We start from the raw sequence: 16,222 nt of genomic DNA, 5'->3' as shown, positions 1-16,222 counted from the left end.
GGGCGCACCCCCACCCGCGCCCGCTCGCCCGGTTCCCGCCCCGGCGGATTGCAAGCGCTTGCACAATCACTAGCCAAGGGAGACATAGTGGACTCCGCACCGCCCCAGGCGTCGAGGAGGGACATGCTCGTCACGGGCATCTCCACCCGACTGGCCGCCATCGCCGGTGCCGTGCTGCTGGCGTTGTTCCTCGTCAACGTCGCCCAGATCGCCACCAGGCCGATCACGGGCGGCTGGATCTGGGTCAACGACCTCAGCCGGCTCCTCGTCACGTGGGTCATCATGATCGGCGCCTCCGCCGCCATCGGCCTTCGCGAGCACCTGCTCGTCGACTTCGTCGTCCAGCGTGCGCCAGCTGCGTTCCGGACGGTGAGCGCACTCGTCGTGCGCGCCCTGGAGGTGGGGATCGGGTTCATCCTCCTCGTCTCCGGCGCCGCGGTGGCCATGAACCGCATGGACATCCAGTACATCCAGCTCGGCATCCCGACGGGGTACGCCTACCTCGCCGTGCCCGTCCTCGGGTTATTCATGGTCCTCTTCGGGGTCCTCATGAGCCTGCAGGGCCAGCAGCCGACCGACGTCGCCGAGGGCGGTGAGGCCAAGTGATGGAGATCGGTGTCCTCTTCGTCGTGATGTTCGGGCTGATGGCGCTCGGTGCGCCCATCTTCCTCGCGATGCTCATCGCGGTGCTCGTCACCCTCGTCATCGGTGACTACGGGTCGGCCACGGCGCTGCCCACCCAGATGGCGGCCGGCGTCGACTCCTACGAGCTGCTCGCCATCCCGTTCTTCATCCTCATGGGCTCGCTCATGTCGAAGGCGGGACTGACCGAGCGCATCGTCGCGTTCCTCATGTACTTCATCGGTGGGATCAAGGGCGGGCTGGCGTACACCGTCATCGGGGCGAGCGCGTTCGCCTCGACCGTGAGCGGGTCGGCGCCCGCGGCGGCCTCCATGATCGGTTCCTCGATGCTCCCGATGATGAAGCGTTCGGGCTACCGCCAGGAGTTCTCGGCGGCAGTGGTCGCCTCCTCCGCGGTGCTCGGGCCCGTCATCCCGCCGAGCGTGCCGATGGTGTTCGTCGCTCTCGTGACCTCGCTGTCCGTGGGCCAGCTGTTCATGGCGGGCATCGTGCCCGGCGTGCTGCTCATCGCCGGGCTCTTCCTCGTCGTGGTCCTGCGCAGCCGGGGGACGGCGCGCATCCCGGACACGGCGGCCGTGAACCCGTACCGCGAGGCGGGACTGCGCGCGGTGACCGTCCGTGCGGTGCCCGCGCTGCTCACCCCGATCCTCATCATCGCCGGGGTCATCGGCGGCTTCGCCACCGTCACCGAGATCTCGATCCTGTCCTCGGCGTACGTGCTGGTCCTCGGACTGGTCTACAAGTCCCTCGACCTGCGTTCGGTCTTCCAGGTGTTCTCCCAGACCGCCCTGTTCTCCGCGACGATCATGATGATCTTCGCCGCGGTCGGTGGGTTCACCTACATCGTCGCGCTCACCCGGCTCGGGACCCGCGTCGACGAGTTCGTGCAGGACGCCGGGTTCGGACCGGTGACGTTCCTGCTCCTCACCATGCTCCTGTTCCTGCTGCTCGGCACGATCATGGACGCCATCCCGGCGATCCTCATCTTCGTGCCGGTCCTCCTGCCCAGCGCGATCGCGCTCGGCATCGACCCGATCCACTACTCGGCGATGATCGTCGTCAACCTCATGGTCGGCCTGATCACGCCACCGGTGGGTGCCCTGCTGTTCGTCACCACCAAGCTGGCACGGGTCCAGTTCTCCCCCCTCGTGCGGGAGGCGGTCCCGTTCATCCTCGTCTACTTCGTGGTGGTCGTCCTGACCACCTTCATCCCGGCGCTCACCGCAGGCCTCCCCGGCCTGCTCTTCTGAGTGCGGTCGCCCTCGAAAGGAACGACGATGCTCCACACCTACCACGCCTACATCTCCGGCATGCTCAGCCGCGTCATCGAGGTCAACGAGAAGGTCCTCCCGCTCGTCATCGACGAGACCGCGCGCCGCGTGCGCGAGGACCGCCTCATCTACGTGTACGGGCCGGGCGGCCACGCCAACATCGCCAGCCAGGAGGCCTTCTTCCGCGCCGGCGGGCTCATGAACATCGCCGCGATCCTCGACGAGGGCACGATGCTCTCCAGCGGGGCGCTGCGGTCGATGGCCATGGAGCGCACCCCCGGCTACGGCCGCGTCGTCATCGACAACTCCGGCCTCGGCGAGGGCGACCTCATCCTCGTCGTCAACTCCTACGGGATGAACTCCGCCGTCATCGACTCGACGATGCGCGCCAAGGAGCTCGGTGCGACCGTGGTCGGCGTCAGCTCCCGGCAGCACGCCGAGACGATCGGCCCGGACCACCCGGCCCGCCACCCGTCGAAGCAGAACCTCCACGACCTCGCGGACCTCTTCCTCGACTCGCTGGTGCCCGTCGGTGACGCCGTCATGTCCTTCGAGGGCGACGTGCCGCCGGCCGGTGCGGTCTCGACCTTCGCCAACGCCTTCCTCATGAACGCCATCCAGATGCTCACCATCGAGCGGGTGCTCAAGGAGGGCGGCCGGCCCGCCGTGTGGACGAGCGGCAACGCGCCGGGCGGCGACGAGGCCAACGCGAAGCTCGTCGACCGCTTCAAGGGTCGCATCCGCTACCTCTGACACTGGAGAACCCTGATGCTTGAACTCATCCGGAACCGCACCCACGACGAGCTCGGTGCGGCCGGCGCCCGGCTGGCGGTCGCGGCCATCAGCCGGGCACACGCCGAGGGGAGAGCGGCCACGGTGCTGCTCGCCGCGGCGCCCAGCCAGATCCCCGTCCTGCGGGCGCTCGCTGCCGCCGACATCCACGACAAGCCGGTGCGCTACTTCCACATGGACGAGTACGTCGGCCTCCCCGAGGACGCGCCGCAGGCCTTCGGTGCGTGGCTGGGCCGCACGTACTTCGACCAGCTGCCCGCCGGTCACCAGGCGACCTTCGAGCGCATCGACGCCGGGGGAGACCCGGAGTCCGCCGCGGCGGCCTACGCGGCGCTGCTGCCCGCCGGGGACTTCGACCTCGTCCTGTGCGGGATCGGGATCAACGGGCACCTTGCCTTCAACGACCCGGGCTGCGACCTGCAGGACCCGCTGCCCGTGCGGCACATCCGCCTCGCTCGCGCGTCACGGGTGCAGCAGGTCGACGAAGGGCTGTTCCCCGCGCTCGGTGCCGTGCCGGAGCACGCCGTCACCGTGACCGTCCCCCGGATGCTCGCCTCCCGTGCCATCGTGTGCTCAGTGCTGGGAGAGGCCAAGGCGGAGGCGGTGAGGGCGATGCTCGAGGAGCCCGTGGGCAACGCCGTGCCGGCGACCGCCCTGCGGGAGCACCCGGTCACGACCGTCCTCGTCGACGAGGAGGCGATGTCCCGTGTCGGCTGAGGCCTATGAGGGGCGCGACGTCCTCACGGGACGCCCGGTGCGCGTCTCGGTCCGTGCCGGGACGGTCCAGGACGTCGAGCTGCTCGACACAGCGGCCGACCTGCCGTGGTTGAGCCACGCCCTCGTGGACCTGCAGGTCAACGGCTTCGGTGGGATCGACGTCAACTCCGTCGACCTCACGGTGGACGACGTGTCGGCCATGGTGCGCGAGCTCGCCCGGCACGGGACGGGTGCCTGGGTCCCCACCGTCATCACGCAGGACCACGAACACATCGCACGGATCCTGCGGGTCCTGGCCGACGCCGTCGCCCAGGACCCGGTCGTGGCCGGCGCGATCCGGGCCGCCCACATCGAGGGCCCGTTCATCTCGCCGCACGACGGCCCGCGGGGAGCGCACGCCGTCGAGCACGTGCGGGACATCGCCGTCGACGAGGTCCGTCGCTGGCACGAGATCTTCCCGATCGGCTACGTCACCGTGTCGCCCCACTGGGACGACGCGCCGCGGAAGGTCGCGGCTCTCCGCAGGCTCGGGGTGCACGTGGCGATCGGCCACACGCACGCCACGGCCGAGCAGGTCGCCGGTGCCTCGGTGGCCGGCGCCACGCTCTCCACCCACCTCGGCAACGGGGTGCGCTCGGAGATAGCCCGGCACCCCAACCTCCTGTGGGAGCAGATCGCCGACCCCACGCTGGACGCAGGGCTGATCGCCGACGGCCACCACCTGCCGGCCACCGTCGTCGAGACCGTCGTCCGGGCCAAGGGGGTGGACCACTGCTTCCTCGTCTCGGACTCCGTCGCGCTCGCGGGCTCGCCGCCGGGGCGGTACACCACGCCGGTGGGCGGTGAGGTCGTCCTCTCGGCCGACCGACGCCTCGCCCTCGCGAGCGACCAGCGACTGCTCGCCGGCTCCGCGGTCTCGCTGGCCGACTGCGTCCGGTTCGCGCTGGCCGGGACCCGGCTGTCCCGCTCGGAGGTCTTCGCGATGGCCACGCGCGTACCGGGGCGCCTGTTCGCCGAGCTCGGCGGCGGCGACGTCATCGGGACGATCACGCCCGGGTCGATGGCATCCCTCGTCCTGTGGGACCGCGACTTCCAGGCTCTGCAGGTGGTCACCGGAAGCGGGGCGCGAACCCGGTGACGAACGCCAAGGGGGGACGGGCCGTGGCCGTGACCATCGCCGACGTCGCGCGGACGGCGGGAGTCTCGGCCTCGACCGCGTCGCGAGCCTTCAACCACCCTCACCGGCTGCGCGCCGAGACCGTCGCGCGGGTCAAGGCCGCGGCCGAGGAGCTGGGCTTCCGGCACAACAGGCACGCCAAGGCGCTGAGCACAGGGCGGTCCTCCGCCCTCGGGCTCATCGTGCCCGACCTGTCCAACCCGTTCTTCCCGCCGCTCGTGCACGCCACGCAGCTCAACGCCGAGGAGCAGGGGTACTCCCTCTACATCCTCAGCAGCGAGCACAACGCCAACCGGGAGCAGCAGCTCGCGCGCCTCGTCAGCCACGACGTCGCCGGGCTCATCCTCGCCTCACCGCGCATGTCCGCGGCCCAGGTGCGCGTCATCGCCCGGGAGGTCCCGACCATCCTGATCAACGCGCAGGTCAAGGGCATCCCCACGGTCCTCGTCTCCGCGGCCGGGGCCATCGCGGACGCGGTCGAGGACGGCGCGGAGAAGGGCATCTCGGGGGTCAGCTACATCGGCAGTGACGAGCGGTGGTGGCCCAACACCGAGCGTGAGGAGAGCGCGAGGGCGGCCGCCGAGCGACACGGGGTGCCCTACCGGCGGCTGAGCCTGTCGGAGCCGACGTACGAGGCGGCGCGCGAGGTCGTGAGAAGCGTGGAGATACGCAGCCACGAGCTCGTCGTCGCCTTCGACGACATCGTCGCCCACGGTGTGCTCGACGGTATGGGGGCCCGTGGCTACCGCCCGCCGCGAGACTTCCGCATCCTCGGCTGCGACGACGCGCTGCCGATCAGCACCAGTCCGGCGCTGTCCACGGTCCACCTCGACACCCGGATGGCGGCACGGATCGCGGTCGACCTGCTCCTCGGCGAGGGGGCGGGCGAGCCGCAGACCGTCGTCGTCAGCGGCTCCTACCGGCCCGGCGCGACCATTTGAACCGGCGGACGGGACGCGCAGCAACGTCGATGACGAGTGACCTCGACCGGCACTGTCCTGCCGGGTCCGTGTCGTCAGTCGTTCGGCGGGGCGACGTCGACCTGCGCCGGGACCTGGTCCTGACGCAGCAGACCGACGGGGCAGGTGTAGCCGTTGGGGCCGTGGTTGCAGTACCCGCCGGGGTTCTTGTGCAGGTACTGCTGGTGGTAGTCCTCGGCGTAGTAGAACGTGCCGGCCGGGGCGAGCTCGGTGGTGATGGGCCCGTGCCCGGCGTCGGCCAGCACCCGGCCGAAGGCCTCCTGGGTGGCCTCGGCGGCGCGCTGCTGCCCGGGGGTGGTCCAGTAGATCGCCGAGCGGTACTGGGTGCCGACGTCGTTGCCCTGGCGGTTGGGCGTCGTCGGGTCGTGGTTCTCCCAGAACGCCTTGAGCAGCCGCTCGGGGTCGGTGCGGGCGGGGTCGTAGGCGACGAGCACGGCCTCGGTGTGCCCGGTGCGCCCGGTGCACACCTCCTCGTACGTCGGGTTCGGGGTGAACCCGCCGAGGTAGCCGGCAGCCGTGGTCACGACGCCGTCGAGCCGCCAGAAGATGCGCTCGGCGCCCCAGAAGCAGCCCATCGCGACGTAGAGGACCTCGGTGCCCTCCGGCCACGGGCCGCGCAGCGGCGTGCCGAGCACCTCGTGGCGCTCCGGGACGGTGAAGGGGGTCGGGCGGCCGGGCAGGGCCTCGGCGGCGGTGACCATACGCGGGGTCGGTCGGGAGAAGAACACGGACGCCACCTCCGGTGAGAAGTAAGGCGCCGACTGCCGCGGGGGGACGGCAGCCGGCGCTGCCCATTAGAACACCACAGCAACCTGAGTGTTTCCTGAGTCGCGCCGGCCAGGTCCCTGGGGTGCCGGTGGTGTCCGAGCGTTCCCCTAGGCTGTGGTTCGGCTCTCACACCACACCGATTGCGGGGACCATGACCGAGAACAGGCCCGGGTGGCTCGCCCGGCTGACGCCGGAGCGACGCGCGGAGCCCTTGGACCTCCCGCAGGCACCGACGGCGCCCGTCCGTCCGGCCCGCGCGACCGAGGAACCCGCCCAGTACGCGGTGCCCTACCCGGTCCGCGCCGCCGCCGCGTGGGCGTGGCGGTTCCTCGCTATCGCCGCGGCAGCCGCGCTCGTCGGCTACGTCGTCGTCGTGTTCAAGACCGTCGTCGTCGCCTTCGTCATCGCGATCCTCCTCGCCGTCCTCCTCGACCCGGTCTCGGCCTGGCTCCGCAAGCGCCTCCGCTTCCCGCGCACGCTCGCCGCGATCGTGACCCTCCTCGGCGTCGTCGCGGTCGTCTCCGGCCTGCTCACCCTCGCCGGCCGCTCCATCATCAACGGCTTCACCGACCTCGCCGACCAGGCGGTCCGCGGCTTCGACGAGCTCCTCGCCTGGGTGTCCGACGGACCGCTCGGCATCGACCAGGACCAGCTCCAGGCCTACATCGACGAGGCGCTCGCGCAGGTCGAGACGAACGCGGGGGCGCTCGCGTCCGGCGCGCTCGCCGCGACGACCACCCTCACCGAGATCGTCGCCGGGGTGCTCATCTCGATCTTCTGCCTGTTCTTCTTCCTCAAGGAGGGGCGCCGGATCTGGCAGTGGTTCGTGCGCCTCATGCCGGTCCGCGCCCGCAGCCGGGCCAACGAGGCCGGCATCCGCGGCTGGATCACGCTCGGCGGCTACGCCCGCACCCAGATCCTCGTCGCCTTCGTCGACTCCCTCGGCATCGGCCTGGGCGCCTGGATCCTCGGCCTGCCGCTCGTCCTGCCGCTGACGATCCTCGTGTTCCTGGGCGCGTTCATCCCCATCGTCGGTGCGCTGATCAGCGGCTCGGTCGCGGTCCTCGTCGCGCTCGTCGACCAGGACGTCCGGACCGCGGTCATCATGTTCGTCATCGTCCTCGCCGTGCAGCAGTTCGAGGGCAACGTCCTGCAGCCGTGGCTCATGGGCAACGCCGTGTCCCTCCACCCGGTCGCGGTGCTGCTCGCCGTGACCGCCGGGACCGGTGTGGCCGGCGTCCTCGGCGCGCTCCTCGCGGTGCCGGTCGCCGCCGTGGTCAACACCGTGGTCCTCTACCTCGCCGGCCACGACAAGCACCCGAGAGCCGCGACGGACTGGCACCGGCCCGGCGGGCCACCGGGCACCCTGTTCCGCTCCATCAAGGACTCCTTCGAGTCGAGCACCACCGAGGAGGAGGAGGACGAGGAGGACAAGGCGATGCAGACCGCCTCGGTCACCTCCGACGAGGACGCCCCCGCGGACCTGCCCGGCACCCCGGACACACCCGACCGCCCCGCCCAGCCGTGATCCCACCGCTCGACCTCACCGACCTCCAGGACGCCGCCCGGCTCCTGCAGGGCGTCACGACCCGCACGCCCGTCGAGGAGAGCACCTCGCTCAGCGCCGTCGCCGGCGTCCCCGTCCACCTCAAGTGCGAGAACCTCCAACGCACCGGCTCCTTCAAGCTCCGCGGCGCCTACGTGCGGCTCTCGCGCCTGAGCCCGGGGGAGAAGGCCCGCGGCGTCGTCGCCGCCAGCGCCGGCAACCACGCCCAGGGTGTCGCGCTCGCGGCACGGGAGCTCGGCGTCTCGGCGCTCGTCTACATGCCGCGGAACGCCGCGCTGCCCAAGCTCGCCGCCACCCGCGGCTACGGCGCGCAGGTCCGCCAGGAGGGCGCGACGCTCGCCGAGACACTCGTCGCCGCGCAGCGGGAGGCCGCCGCCACCGGACGCGTTCTCATCCCGCCCTTCGACCACGCCGACGTCGTCGCCGGCCAGGCCACGCTCGGCCTGGAGATCCTCGAGCAGGTCCCTGACGTCCGCACCATCCTCGTCCCGACGGGCGGCGGGGGTCTGCTCGCCGGCGTCGCGGCCGCCGTGCACGCCACGGGCGCCGACGTCCGCGTCGTCGGTGTCCAGGCCGAGGGCGCGGCCGCGTTCCCCGCGTCGCTCGCTGCGGGCCACCCGGTCGCACTCACCCGGATGCGGACGATCGCCGACGGCATCGCCGTCCCTGCCCCCGGGGAGCTCACCCTGGGGATCGTGCGCGCCCACGTCGACGCCGTCCTCACGGTGAGCGAGGAGCAGATCGCCCGGGCGATGCTCCTGCTCGCCGAGCGGGCCAAGCTCGTCGTCGAGCCCTCCGGCGCCGCCGGGGTGGCCACCCTGCTCGACGGCGCGGGCGCGCTCGAGGGGCCGGTCGTCGTCGTCCTGTCGGGCGGCAACGTCGACCCGCTCGTCCTCCAGCGCATCCTGCGCCACGGCCTCGTCGCCGCCGGCCGCTACCTCCGGATGAAGGTCCGGGTCCCGGACGAGCCCGGTTCGCTGGCCGGCCTGCTCGCCGTGCTCGCGACGACCGGGGCGAACGTCGTCAGCGTCCAGCACGACCGCACGGGCACGGGCCTCGGCCTCGCCGAGGTGCTCATCGGCGTCGAGCTCGAGACGAAGGGGACCGACCACTGCGACGAGGTCGTCGCCCGGCTCCACGCCGAGGGCTACGGCGTGGTCTTCCGCTCGGTCGGGTAGACGCGAACGGGGTGCCGGTGGCCGCAGCCACCGACACCCCGCTCGCGGCAGGACTCAGCCCGTGAAGGGCTTGACCTCGAGGATCTCCACGGAGATCGACTTGCCGTTGGGTGCCTCGTAGGAGACCTTGTCGCCGGCCTTGTGGCCCACGACGGCCGCCCCGAGCGGCGAGCGCTCGGAGAACACCTCGACGTCGACGTCGCGAGCGCCCTCTCGCGAGCCCAGGAGGAAGACCTCCTTCTCACCGGCGATGGTCGCGGTGACGACCATGCCGGCCTCGACGATGCCGTCGTCCGCCGGCGCCTCGCCGACGTGCGCGTTGCGCAGCAGCTCGGTCAGCTGGACGATCCGTCCCTCCAGCTTGCCCTGCTCCTCGCGGGCAGCGTGGTAGCCGCCGTTCTCCTTGAGGTCACCCTCGGCACGGGCAGCCTCGATGCGCTCGGTGATCTCCGCGCGCCCGGGCCCCGTGAGGTGCTCCAGCTCTGCCTTGAGGCGGTTGTACGCCTCCTCGGTCAGCCAGGTGGTCGCTGTCTCGGCCACGTTCCCTCCTCCAACAAAAATCATGAGCCCCGGCCGCTGAGCGGGCCGAGGCTTCCTCGTATGTGTGTCTGCGTGTCAGGCGTGTCGCCGCGACGGGCGAGGCGACGTTGCTCGCCGCGCGGGCGATGGCCGCCAGGATAGCAAACCCGGGTCGAACAGCCGTTCCGTTTGCCTACCGTGTCGCGTGGCACTCCTGGACGCGGGCGCCGACCGCGGGCTCGGTGGTCGCCACCCGGGTGGTGACGAGGGTGCTGCGCTCGTCCGAGGCGGGGACCGGCACCCGGGCCACGCCGACCTGCGCGAACCGTGAGTTGAGGGCGAGGACGGTGCACTCCGCCTCGGTCCCGGGCTCCCGGTGGACGAGGAGACTCACCTCGACGGCGGAGTCGTCGACGACGGTGAGCGCCGCCTCGTCGGCCCGCACCGGTTCGTCGGTGGAGACGACGGCGAGGACGACGAACGCCGCGACGGCGAGGAGCGCGAGCGCGGCGAGCAGGACGCGTCGGCGGCGTCGGGTCGCGGCGTCCGGGGGCAGGCCGTACCGCGCGGCCAGGGCGGCGCGGGTCTCGTCGTCGTTCGTGCTCACGGCGCCCATTGTCCCCGACCCGCGAGCACCGACATTGCCCGCGAGGACCGCGGCGGGCGAGAATCGAGGCCGGTCGAGAGCAGGAGGAGACTGACAGTGAGCGAGCCGATGCGCCTCATGGCGGTGCACGCGCACCCCGACGACGAGTCGAGCAAGGGTGCCGCGACGATGGCTCGGTACACCGCCGAGGGTGAACGCGTGCGGGTGGTGACCTGCACCGGGGGCGAGCGCGGCTCCATCCTCAACCCCAAGCTCGCCCACGACGAGACGATCCTCGCGGACATGCCCGCCTACCGGCGTCGGGAGATGGCGGCGGCGGCCGAGGCGCTGGGGATCGAGCACGTGTGGCTCGGCTTCGTGGACTCCGGGCTGCCCGAGGGGGACCCGCTGCCGCCGCTGCCGGAGGGCTGCTTCGCGCTCGTGCCTCTCGAGGAGTCCGTCGGTGCGCTGGTCCGGGAGATCCGCACCTTCCGCCCCCACGTCATGACGACGTACAACGAGCTCGGCGGTTACCCCCACCCCGACCACGTCCGCTGCCACGAGATCTCGGTGGCCGCGTTCCACGCGGCCGCCGACCCCGAGCAGTACCCGCAGGCAGGTCCGGCGTGGGAGGTCTCCAAGCTGTACTACGACGTCGGCTTCTCCTACGCGCGCATCGAGGCGATCTCCACCGCCATGCACGAGCGCGGGCTCGTCTCGCCCTTCGACGAGTGGCTCGAGCGGGCCTCCCGGCGCCCGGAGCGAACGGTGACGACCCGCATCCGCTGCGAGGACTACTTCGACCGGCGCGACGAGGCGCTGCGCGCCCACGCCACGCAGATCGACCCGGACGGCTTCTTCTTCGAGGTGCCACGCGACGTCGAGCGTGAGGTGTGGCCCTTCGAGGACTTCGAGCTGGCCGAGTCGCGTGTGCCCGTCGAGCTGCCCGAGGACGACCTGTTCGCCGGGCTGCGTAGGCTGGTGGCGTGACCACCCTCCTCGGGCCGGCGCTGCTCGCCGTCGCCGCCCAGACGCCCGACCCCACTCCGTCCGAGATGACGATCTACACGGTGTCGCCCGGGATCGCGGGCTTCGTCATGTTCTTCGCCCTCGCCGTGGCCGGCTGGCTGCTGTTCCGCTCGCTCGTCAAGCACGTGCGCCGGATCGACCACGACAAGCTGCGCCAGGAGCGCACGGCCGAGGAGGCCGGAGCGCAGGACGCGGCCGCCGCGCCGGGGGACCGGCCCGGCGACCGCTGAGGCTCAGCGCGCGGCGTGCAGGGCGAGGAGCACCGCCGCCGCGTGGCACAGGTACCCGCCCACGGTGCCGACGTGGAAGATCTCGTGGAAGCCGAACCACCGCGGGCTCGGGTTGGGCCGCTTGAGCCCGTAGACGACCGCGCCCGCCGTGTAGGACACGCCGCCGGCGATGACCAGCCACATGATCGACGGGCTGCCGTTGCGGAAGAAGTCGGGCAGGAACCACACGGCCACCCAGCCCAGCGCGATGTAGATCGGCACGTAGAGCCAGCGCGGGGCGTCCAGCCAGAACACGCGCATGAGGATGCCCGCCGCGGCCCCGACCCACACGACGGTGAGAAGCACCGTGGCCGTGTCCGGCGGCAGCAGCAGCACGGCCAGCGGCGTGTAGGTGCCGGCGATGAGCAGGAAGATGTTCGCGTGGTCGAGCCGACGCAGCGCCGCCCCGACCGGCGCGGACCAGGTGCCGCGGTGGTAGACCGCGCTCGTGCCGAAGAGCAGCACCGCTGTCACGGCGAAGACGGCCGTGGAGGTGCGCGCGGCACCGGCGGGCGCCAGGACGACCAGCACGATGCCCAGGACGAGGGCGATCGGAGCGGTCCCGGCGTGGATCGCGCCGCGCAGGCGCGGCTTGACGGCGTCGATGATCGCCTCGGCCTGCTCCCCGACAGCGTCGGCGGCGTGGCGGACAGTGTCGTGGGCGTCTGGTCGGCCCATCCCTCACCCCTCGGAAGATCGAAACCTACGGTTGCGTAACCTCCGACAGCGTAGACCAGGTCGGCGGCGGCGAGGTGTCGCGCGCGGAGTAGCCTGATATCCGACCAGCCAGCCCCGACGTCGTCGACAGGAGTGCGCCAGAATCATGCGGCCCCCTCGCCTGCTGTACGGGCTGTACGAGCGCCGGCTCGCCCGCGCCCTCGACAAGAGCGCGGTCCCGCGCCACGTCGGCGTCATCCTCGACGGCAACCGGCGCTGGGCCCGCGCGCTCGGCAACCCCGCCTCGCACGGGCACCGCAAGGGCGCGGACAAGATCACCGAGGTGCTCGGCTGGGCCGAGGACGCCGGGGTGCAGATCGTCACCCTGTGGATGCTGTCCACCGACAACCTCCAGCGCGACGCCGAGGAGGTCGCCGAGCTCCTCGAGATCATCTGCTCCGCCGTGGAGTCCCTCGCCGAGACCGGGCGGTGGCGGCTGCGCGTCGTCGGCGCGCTCGAGCTCCTGCCGAAGGAGGTCGCCGAGCGCCTCGCCCGCGCCGAGGAACGGACCGCCGACGTCACCGGGATGGGCGTCAACGTCGCCATCGGCTACGGCGGGCGCTACGAGATCACCGCCGCCGTGCGGTCCCTGCTGCGGTCCTACGCCGACCGTGGCCTCCACCTCGAGGAGGCGGCCGAGGCCATCGGCATCGAGGACATCGCCGACCACCTCTACACCAAGGGCCAGCCGGACCCCGACCTCGTCATCCGCACCTCCGGCGAGCAGCGACTGGGCGGCTTCCTCCTGTGGCAGAGCGTCCACAGCGAGTACTACTTCTGCGAGGTCTACTGGCCCGACTTCCGGCGCGTGGACTTCCTGCGCGCCCTGCGCGACTACGCCCAGCGCGAGCGCCGTCTCGGCCGCTGAGCGGGGTGACCTGCGGGACCCGCGCTCCCGCGCCCGGGTGTGTCCTCCCGCGCTCCCGGGCGAGGAGGTCGTAGCGTCAGATGTGACGGGCAGCACACCCGCTGCCCTTCGGGGAGGCCCGCCGATGGATGCAGCACCACGCGTGGGGGCCGCCGGCCCACCGCCGGCCGGCCACCTGCCACTCACCGAGCCGGCGCCGTCCCGCTGCGCCGACGCGCCGGAGGGAGCTCCTACATGACCACGCTGATCCAGCAGCCGGACCTGTCCGCCGATCTCGGGCAGGCACCTGTGCCCGGCACCGAGGACGCCGTGCCCCAGCGACTCACCTACGTGCTCGACACCTCTGTGCTGCTCTCCGACCCCTACGCGATCGGGCGGTTCGCCGAGCACGACGTCGTCCTGCCCGTCGTCGTCATCACCGAGCTCGAGGGCAAGCGCCACCACCCCGAGCTCGGCTACTTCGCGCGCGCCGCGCTGCGCCTGCTCGACGACCTGCGCGTCCACCACGGCCGGCTCGACACCCCGATCCCGATCGGCACCGCCGGCGGCACCCTGCGCGTGGAGCTCAACCACTCCGACCCCACCGTCCTGCCCTCGGGCCTGCGCCTCGGGGACAACGACAGCCGCATCCTCGCCGTCGCCGCGAGCCTCGCCGCCGAGGGGTGCGAGGTCACCGTCGTCTCCAAGGACCTGCCGATGCGGGTCAAGGCCTCGGCCGTCGGGCTCAGCGCCGAGGAGTACCGCGCCCAGCAGGTCGTGGAGTCCGGCTGGACCGGGATGACGACGGCCAACCTCACTGACGAGGAGATGGCCACCCTCTTCGGGGAGGAGCGGATCGCCCTCGACGGTCTGTCGATGGCCGAGGACCTCGCCGGCGAGCTGTGCCACACCGGCGTCGTGCTCCACTCGGGGCGCGGCTCGGCCCTGGGCCGGGTGCGCCCGGACCGCACCCTCAGCCTCGTGCGTGGGGACCGCGAGGTCTTCGGGGTGCGCGGCCGCAGCGCCGAGCAGCGCATCGCCATCGACGTGCTCACCGACCCGGAGGTCGGCATCGTCTCCCTCGGCGGACGGGCCGGCACCGGCAAGTCCGCACTCGCCCTGTGCGCCGGGCTCGAGGCCGTGCTCGAGCGCCGCGAGCACAAGAAGGTCGTCGTCTTCCGACCGCTGTACGCCGTCGGCGGCCAGGACCTCGGCTACCTGCCGGGCACCGAGGCGGAGAAGATGAACCCGTGGGCCGAGGCCGTGTTCGACACCCTCGGGGCGCTGGTGGACCGCAACGTGGTCGACGAGGTGATGGGGCGCGGGATGCTCGAGGTCCTGCCGCTCACCCACATCCGCGGCCGGTCGCTGCACGACACCTTCGTCATCGTCGACGAGGCGCAGTCCCTCGAACGCAACGTGCTCCTCACCGTGCTCTCACGGATCGGTCAGAACTCCCGGGTGGTCCTCACCCACGACGTCGCCCAGCGCGACAACCTGCGGGTGGGCCGGCACGACGGTGTGGCCGCCGTCGTCGAGATGCTCAAGGGCAACCCGCTGTTCGCCCACGTGACCCTCACCCGGTCCGAGCGCTCGGCCATCGCCGCCCTCGTCACCGAGGTCCTCGAGGACACCGCCCCCATCCTCTGACGCCCCTGTCCCCGCCCGCCTGCCGACCACCGTCCCGCCCGCCCGCCTCCCGATCCGAGGCCCCCAGGACCCCCACTCCCCGCGACAGTCGACTTGTGCGCGAGAGCCGACTTGTGCGCGAGAGCCGAGTTGTGCGCGAGAGCCGACTTCTGAACGCCGCGGACGCGTCTGCTGTCGCAGGGGCGGGTGACGGCACGGAGGGCCCGGAGGTCCACTCCTCACGCTCTGCCAGACTTGGCGCATGACCAACCCGGACGTGGCGAAGCTGAGCTACGAGCAGGCGCGTGAGGAGCTGCAGGACGTCGTCCGGCGGCTCGAGACCGGCGCCGCGACGCTCGAGGAGTCGATGGAGCTGTGGGAGCGCGGTGAGGCGCTGGCCACCCGCTGCCAGGAGTGGCTCGACGGTGCGCGGGAGCGGCTCGCCGCCGCCCAGCAGGGACGCGCCGCCGGCACGGACGGCCAGGAGGAGGTATGAGCGCGCCCTCGGTGCTCGTCCTCGGCGAGAGCCTCATCGACATCGTCGAGCGGACCGGCCAGGACGCCGTGGAGCACGTCGGCGGCAGCCCGGCCAACGTCGCCGTCGGGCTGGCGCGACTGGGCCACGCGGTCGAGCTCGCCACCTGGTTCGGCGACGACGAGCGGGGACGGCGGATCCGGGCCCACCTGGAGCGCGACGGCGTGCGCGTGGCCGCCGGCTCCGACGCCGCCGCCCGCACCTCCACGGCTCTTGCCCGGCTCGACGCCGACGGCGCCGCCGACTACGTCTTCGACATCACCTGCGACCTGCCCGACGTCGCCGAGGTGCCGTCCGTCGTCCACACCGGGTCGATCAGCGCCGTCCTCGAGCCGGCTGCCAGGAAGACCGCGCGCCTGCTCGACGCGGCCGCGCGCACCGCGACGATCACCTACGACCCCAACGCCCGGCCCGCGATCATGGGTTCGGCGGCCGAGGCCCGGAGCCTGGTCGAAGGCCTCGTCGCCCGTGCCGACGTCGTCAAGGTGTCCGACGAGGACGTCGCCTGGCTCGCCCCCGGTGAGGAGCTCACCGACGTGCTGCGCGGCTGGCTCGCGCTCGGCCCCGCGCTCGTCGTCGTCACCCGGGGTGGGGCGGGGGCGCTCGCGCTGACGGCCGGTGGCGCCGAGGTGAGCGTGGTGGCGCCCAAGGTCGCCGTCGTCGACACCGTGGGTGCCGGTGACTCGTTCATGGCCGGGATCATCGACGGGCTCGCGCGGGCGGATCTGCTCGGCGCGGACCGGCGCGAGCGGTTGCGGGAGATCGACGAGGCGACGGTGCGCACGGTGCTCGAGCGGGCGGCACGGATCGCCGCGATCACGGTGTCGCGTGCCGGCGCGAACCCGCCGACGAGCGCGGAGCTGGACGCCCCGAGCGTCTGACGATCGCGCAGAAGTCGGCTGTCGCGCGAAAGTCGGCTGTCGCGCAGAAGTCGGCTGTCGCGCGAAAGTCGGCTGTCGCGCGAAAGTCCGCAGTCGGGCGAAAGTCGGCTCTCGGGCG

18 protein-coding genes are annotated in these 16,222 nt (G+C 72.2%); 14 read left to right on the top strand and 4 right to left on the bottom strand.

Going from position 1 to position 16,222, the window contains the following annotated elements:
* The first annotated feature begins 87 nt into the window (after positions 1-87).
* Genes FHE66_RS15435 through FHE66_RS06810 form a run of 6 tightly spaced genes read left to right on the top strand, consistent with a single transcriptional unit; the run spans position 88 to position 5,540 of the window.
* Positions 88-606, top strand: coding sequence for a TRAP transporter small permease (locus FHE66_RS15435; protein WP_176554684.1), 519 nt, complete (start codon positions 88-90; stop codon positions 604-606).
* Positions 606-1,892 (top strand): TRAP transporter large permease, encoded by a 1,287-nt coding sequence (locus tag FHE66_RS06830; RefSeq protein ID WP_230976591.1) that lies wholly within the window; start codon positions 606-608, stop codon positions 1,890-1,892. Before FHE66_RS15435 ends, FHE66_RS06830 begins: the two co-directional genes overlap by 1 nt.
* Before the next feature lie 27 nt (positions 1,893-1,919).
* Positions 1,920-2,666: a sugar isomerase domain-containing protein gene (locus FHE66_RS06825; protein ID WP_139072216.1), complete on the top strand. Its 747-nt coding sequence runs from the start codon at positions 1,920-1,922 to the stop codon at positions 2,664-2,666.
* Positions 2,667-2,681: 15 nt separating this feature from the next.
* Positions 2,682-3,422 (top strand): 6-phosphogluconolactonase, encoded by a 741-nt coding sequence (locus FHE66_RS06820; protein ID WP_139072215.1) that lies wholly within the window; start codon positions 2,682-2,684, stop codon positions 3,420-3,422.
* Positions 3,412-4,560 (top strand): N-acetylglucosamine-6-phosphate deacetylase, encoded by a 1,149-nt coding sequence (locus FHE66_RS06815; RefSeq protein ID WP_139072214.1) that lies wholly within the window; start codon positions 3,412-3,414, stop codon positions 4,558-4,560. Before FHE66_RS06820 ends, FHE66_RS06815 begins: the two co-directional genes overlap by 11 nt.
* Positions 4,561-4,583: 23 nt before the next feature.
* Entirely contained in the window at positions 4,584-5,540 is a 957-nt protein-coding gene (locus FHE66_RS06810) for a LacI family DNA-binding transcriptional regulator (protein ID WP_139072213.1), read from the top strand.
* A 74-nt stretch (positions 5,541-5,614) separates the two neighbouring features.
* Here the strand turns inward: FHE66_RS06810 and msrA are convergent, their stop codons facing one another.
* Positions 5,615-6,280, bottom strand: coding sequence for a peptide-methionine (S)-S-oxide reductase MsrA (msrA, locus tag FHE66_RS06805; protein ID WP_139072229.1), 666 nt, complete (start codon positions 6,278-6,280; stop codon positions 5,615-5,617).
* Positions 6,281-6,498: 218 nt separating this feature from the next.
* On the opposite strand from msrA, the gene FHE66_RS06800 reads away from it, so the two are divergent.
* Entirely contained in the window at positions 6,499-7,875 is a 1,377-nt protein-coding gene (locus tag FHE66_RS06800) for an AI-2E family transporter (protein ID WP_139072212.1), read from the top strand.
* On the top strand, positions 7,872-9,092 hold the full coding sequence (ilvA, locus tag FHE66_RS06795; RefSeq protein ID WP_139072211.1) for a threonine ammonia-lyase: 1,221 nt from the start codon (positions 7,872-7,874) through the stop codon (positions 9,090-9,092). Before FHE66_RS06800 ends, ilvA begins: the two co-directional genes overlap by 4 nt.
* Positions 9,093-9,146: 54 nt before the next feature.
* On the opposite strand, the gene greA is transcribed toward ilvA, so the two are convergent.
* Positions 9,147-9,632, bottom strand: coding sequence for a transcription elongation factor GreA (greA, locus tag FHE66_RS06790; protein WP_230976512.1), 486 nt, complete (start codon positions 9,630-9,632; stop codon positions 9,147-9,149).
* 172 nt (positions 9,633-9,804) lie between these two features.
* Positions 9,805-10,218, bottom strand: a complete 414-nt coding sequence (locus tag FHE66_RS06785; RefSeq protein ID WP_168202625.1) for a DUF4307 domain-containing protein — start codon at positions 10,216-10,218, stop codon at positions 9,805-9,807.
* Positions 10,219-10,335: 117 nt separating this feature from the next.
* Here FHE66_RS06785 and mca point away from each other — a divergent pair, with 117 nt between their 5' ends.
* Both mca and FHE66_RS06775 read left to right on the top strand, forming a co-directional pair.
* Positions 10,336-11,187 carry a mycothiol conjugate amidase Mca gene (mca, locus tag FHE66_RS06780; protein ID WP_218013641.1) on the top strand — a complete coding sequence of 284 codons (852 nt, stop codon included), beginning with the start codon at positions 10,336-10,338 and terminating at the stop codon, positions 11,185-11,187.
* The gene (locus FHE66_RS06775) at positions 11,184-11,456 is read left to right on the top strand and encodes a hypothetical protein (protein ID WP_139072207.1); all 273 of its coding nucleotides are present in this window, start codon (positions 11,184-11,186) and stop codon (positions 11,454-11,456) included. Before mca ends, FHE66_RS06775 begins: the two co-directional genes overlap by 4 nt.
* Before the next feature lie 3 nt (positions 11,457-11,459).
* Here FHE66_RS06775 and FHE66_RS06770 read toward each other — a convergent pair whose 3' ends face one another.
* A complete protein-coding gene (locus tag FHE66_RS06770) occupies positions 11,460-12,173 on the bottom strand; it encodes a hemolysin III family protein (RefSeq protein WP_139072206.1) in 714 nt (237 codons plus the stop codon).
* Positions 12,174-12,318: 145 nt separating this feature from the next.
* On the opposite strand from FHE66_RS06770, the gene FHE66_RS06765 reads away from it, so the two are divergent.
* The 4 genes from FHE66_RS06765 (at position 12,319) to FHE66_RS06750 (ending at position 16,104) form a co-directional block, all read left to right on the top strand.
* Complete coding sequence (locus tag FHE66_RS06765) at positions 12,319-13,080, top strand: isoprenyl transferase (RefSeq protein WP_139072205.1); 762 nt, start codon at positions 12,319-12,321, stop codon at positions 13,078-13,080.
* 234 nt (positions 13,081-13,314) lie between these two features.
* Positions 13,315-14,709, top strand: a complete 1,395-nt coding sequence (locus FHE66_RS06760) for a PhoH family protein (RefSeq protein ID WP_139072204.1) — start codon at positions 13,315-13,317, stop codon at positions 14,707-14,709.
* 241 nt (positions 14,710-14,950) lie between these two features.
* Positions 14,951-15,184 (top strand): exodeoxyribonuclease VII small subunit, encoded by a 234-nt coding sequence (locus FHE66_RS06755; protein WP_139072203.1) that lies wholly within the window; start codon positions 14,951-14,953, stop codon positions 15,182-15,184.
* On the top strand, positions 15,181-16,104 hold the full coding sequence (locus tag FHE66_RS06750; protein WP_139072202.1) for a carbohydrate kinase: 924 nt from the start codon (positions 15,181-15,183) through the stop codon (positions 16,102-16,104). Before FHE66_RS06755 ends, FHE66_RS06750 begins: the two co-directional genes overlap by 4 nt.
* The last annotated feature ends 118 nt before the right edge of the window (positions 16,105-16,222 follow it).

The organism is Georgenia sp. 311 (assembly GCF_006151955.1).
GTDB lineage: Bacteria > Actinomycetota > Actinomycetes > Actinomycetales > Actinomycetaceae > Oceanitalea > Oceanitalea wutianyii.
This window is presented reverse-complemented; position numbering and strand designations above follow the sequence as displayed.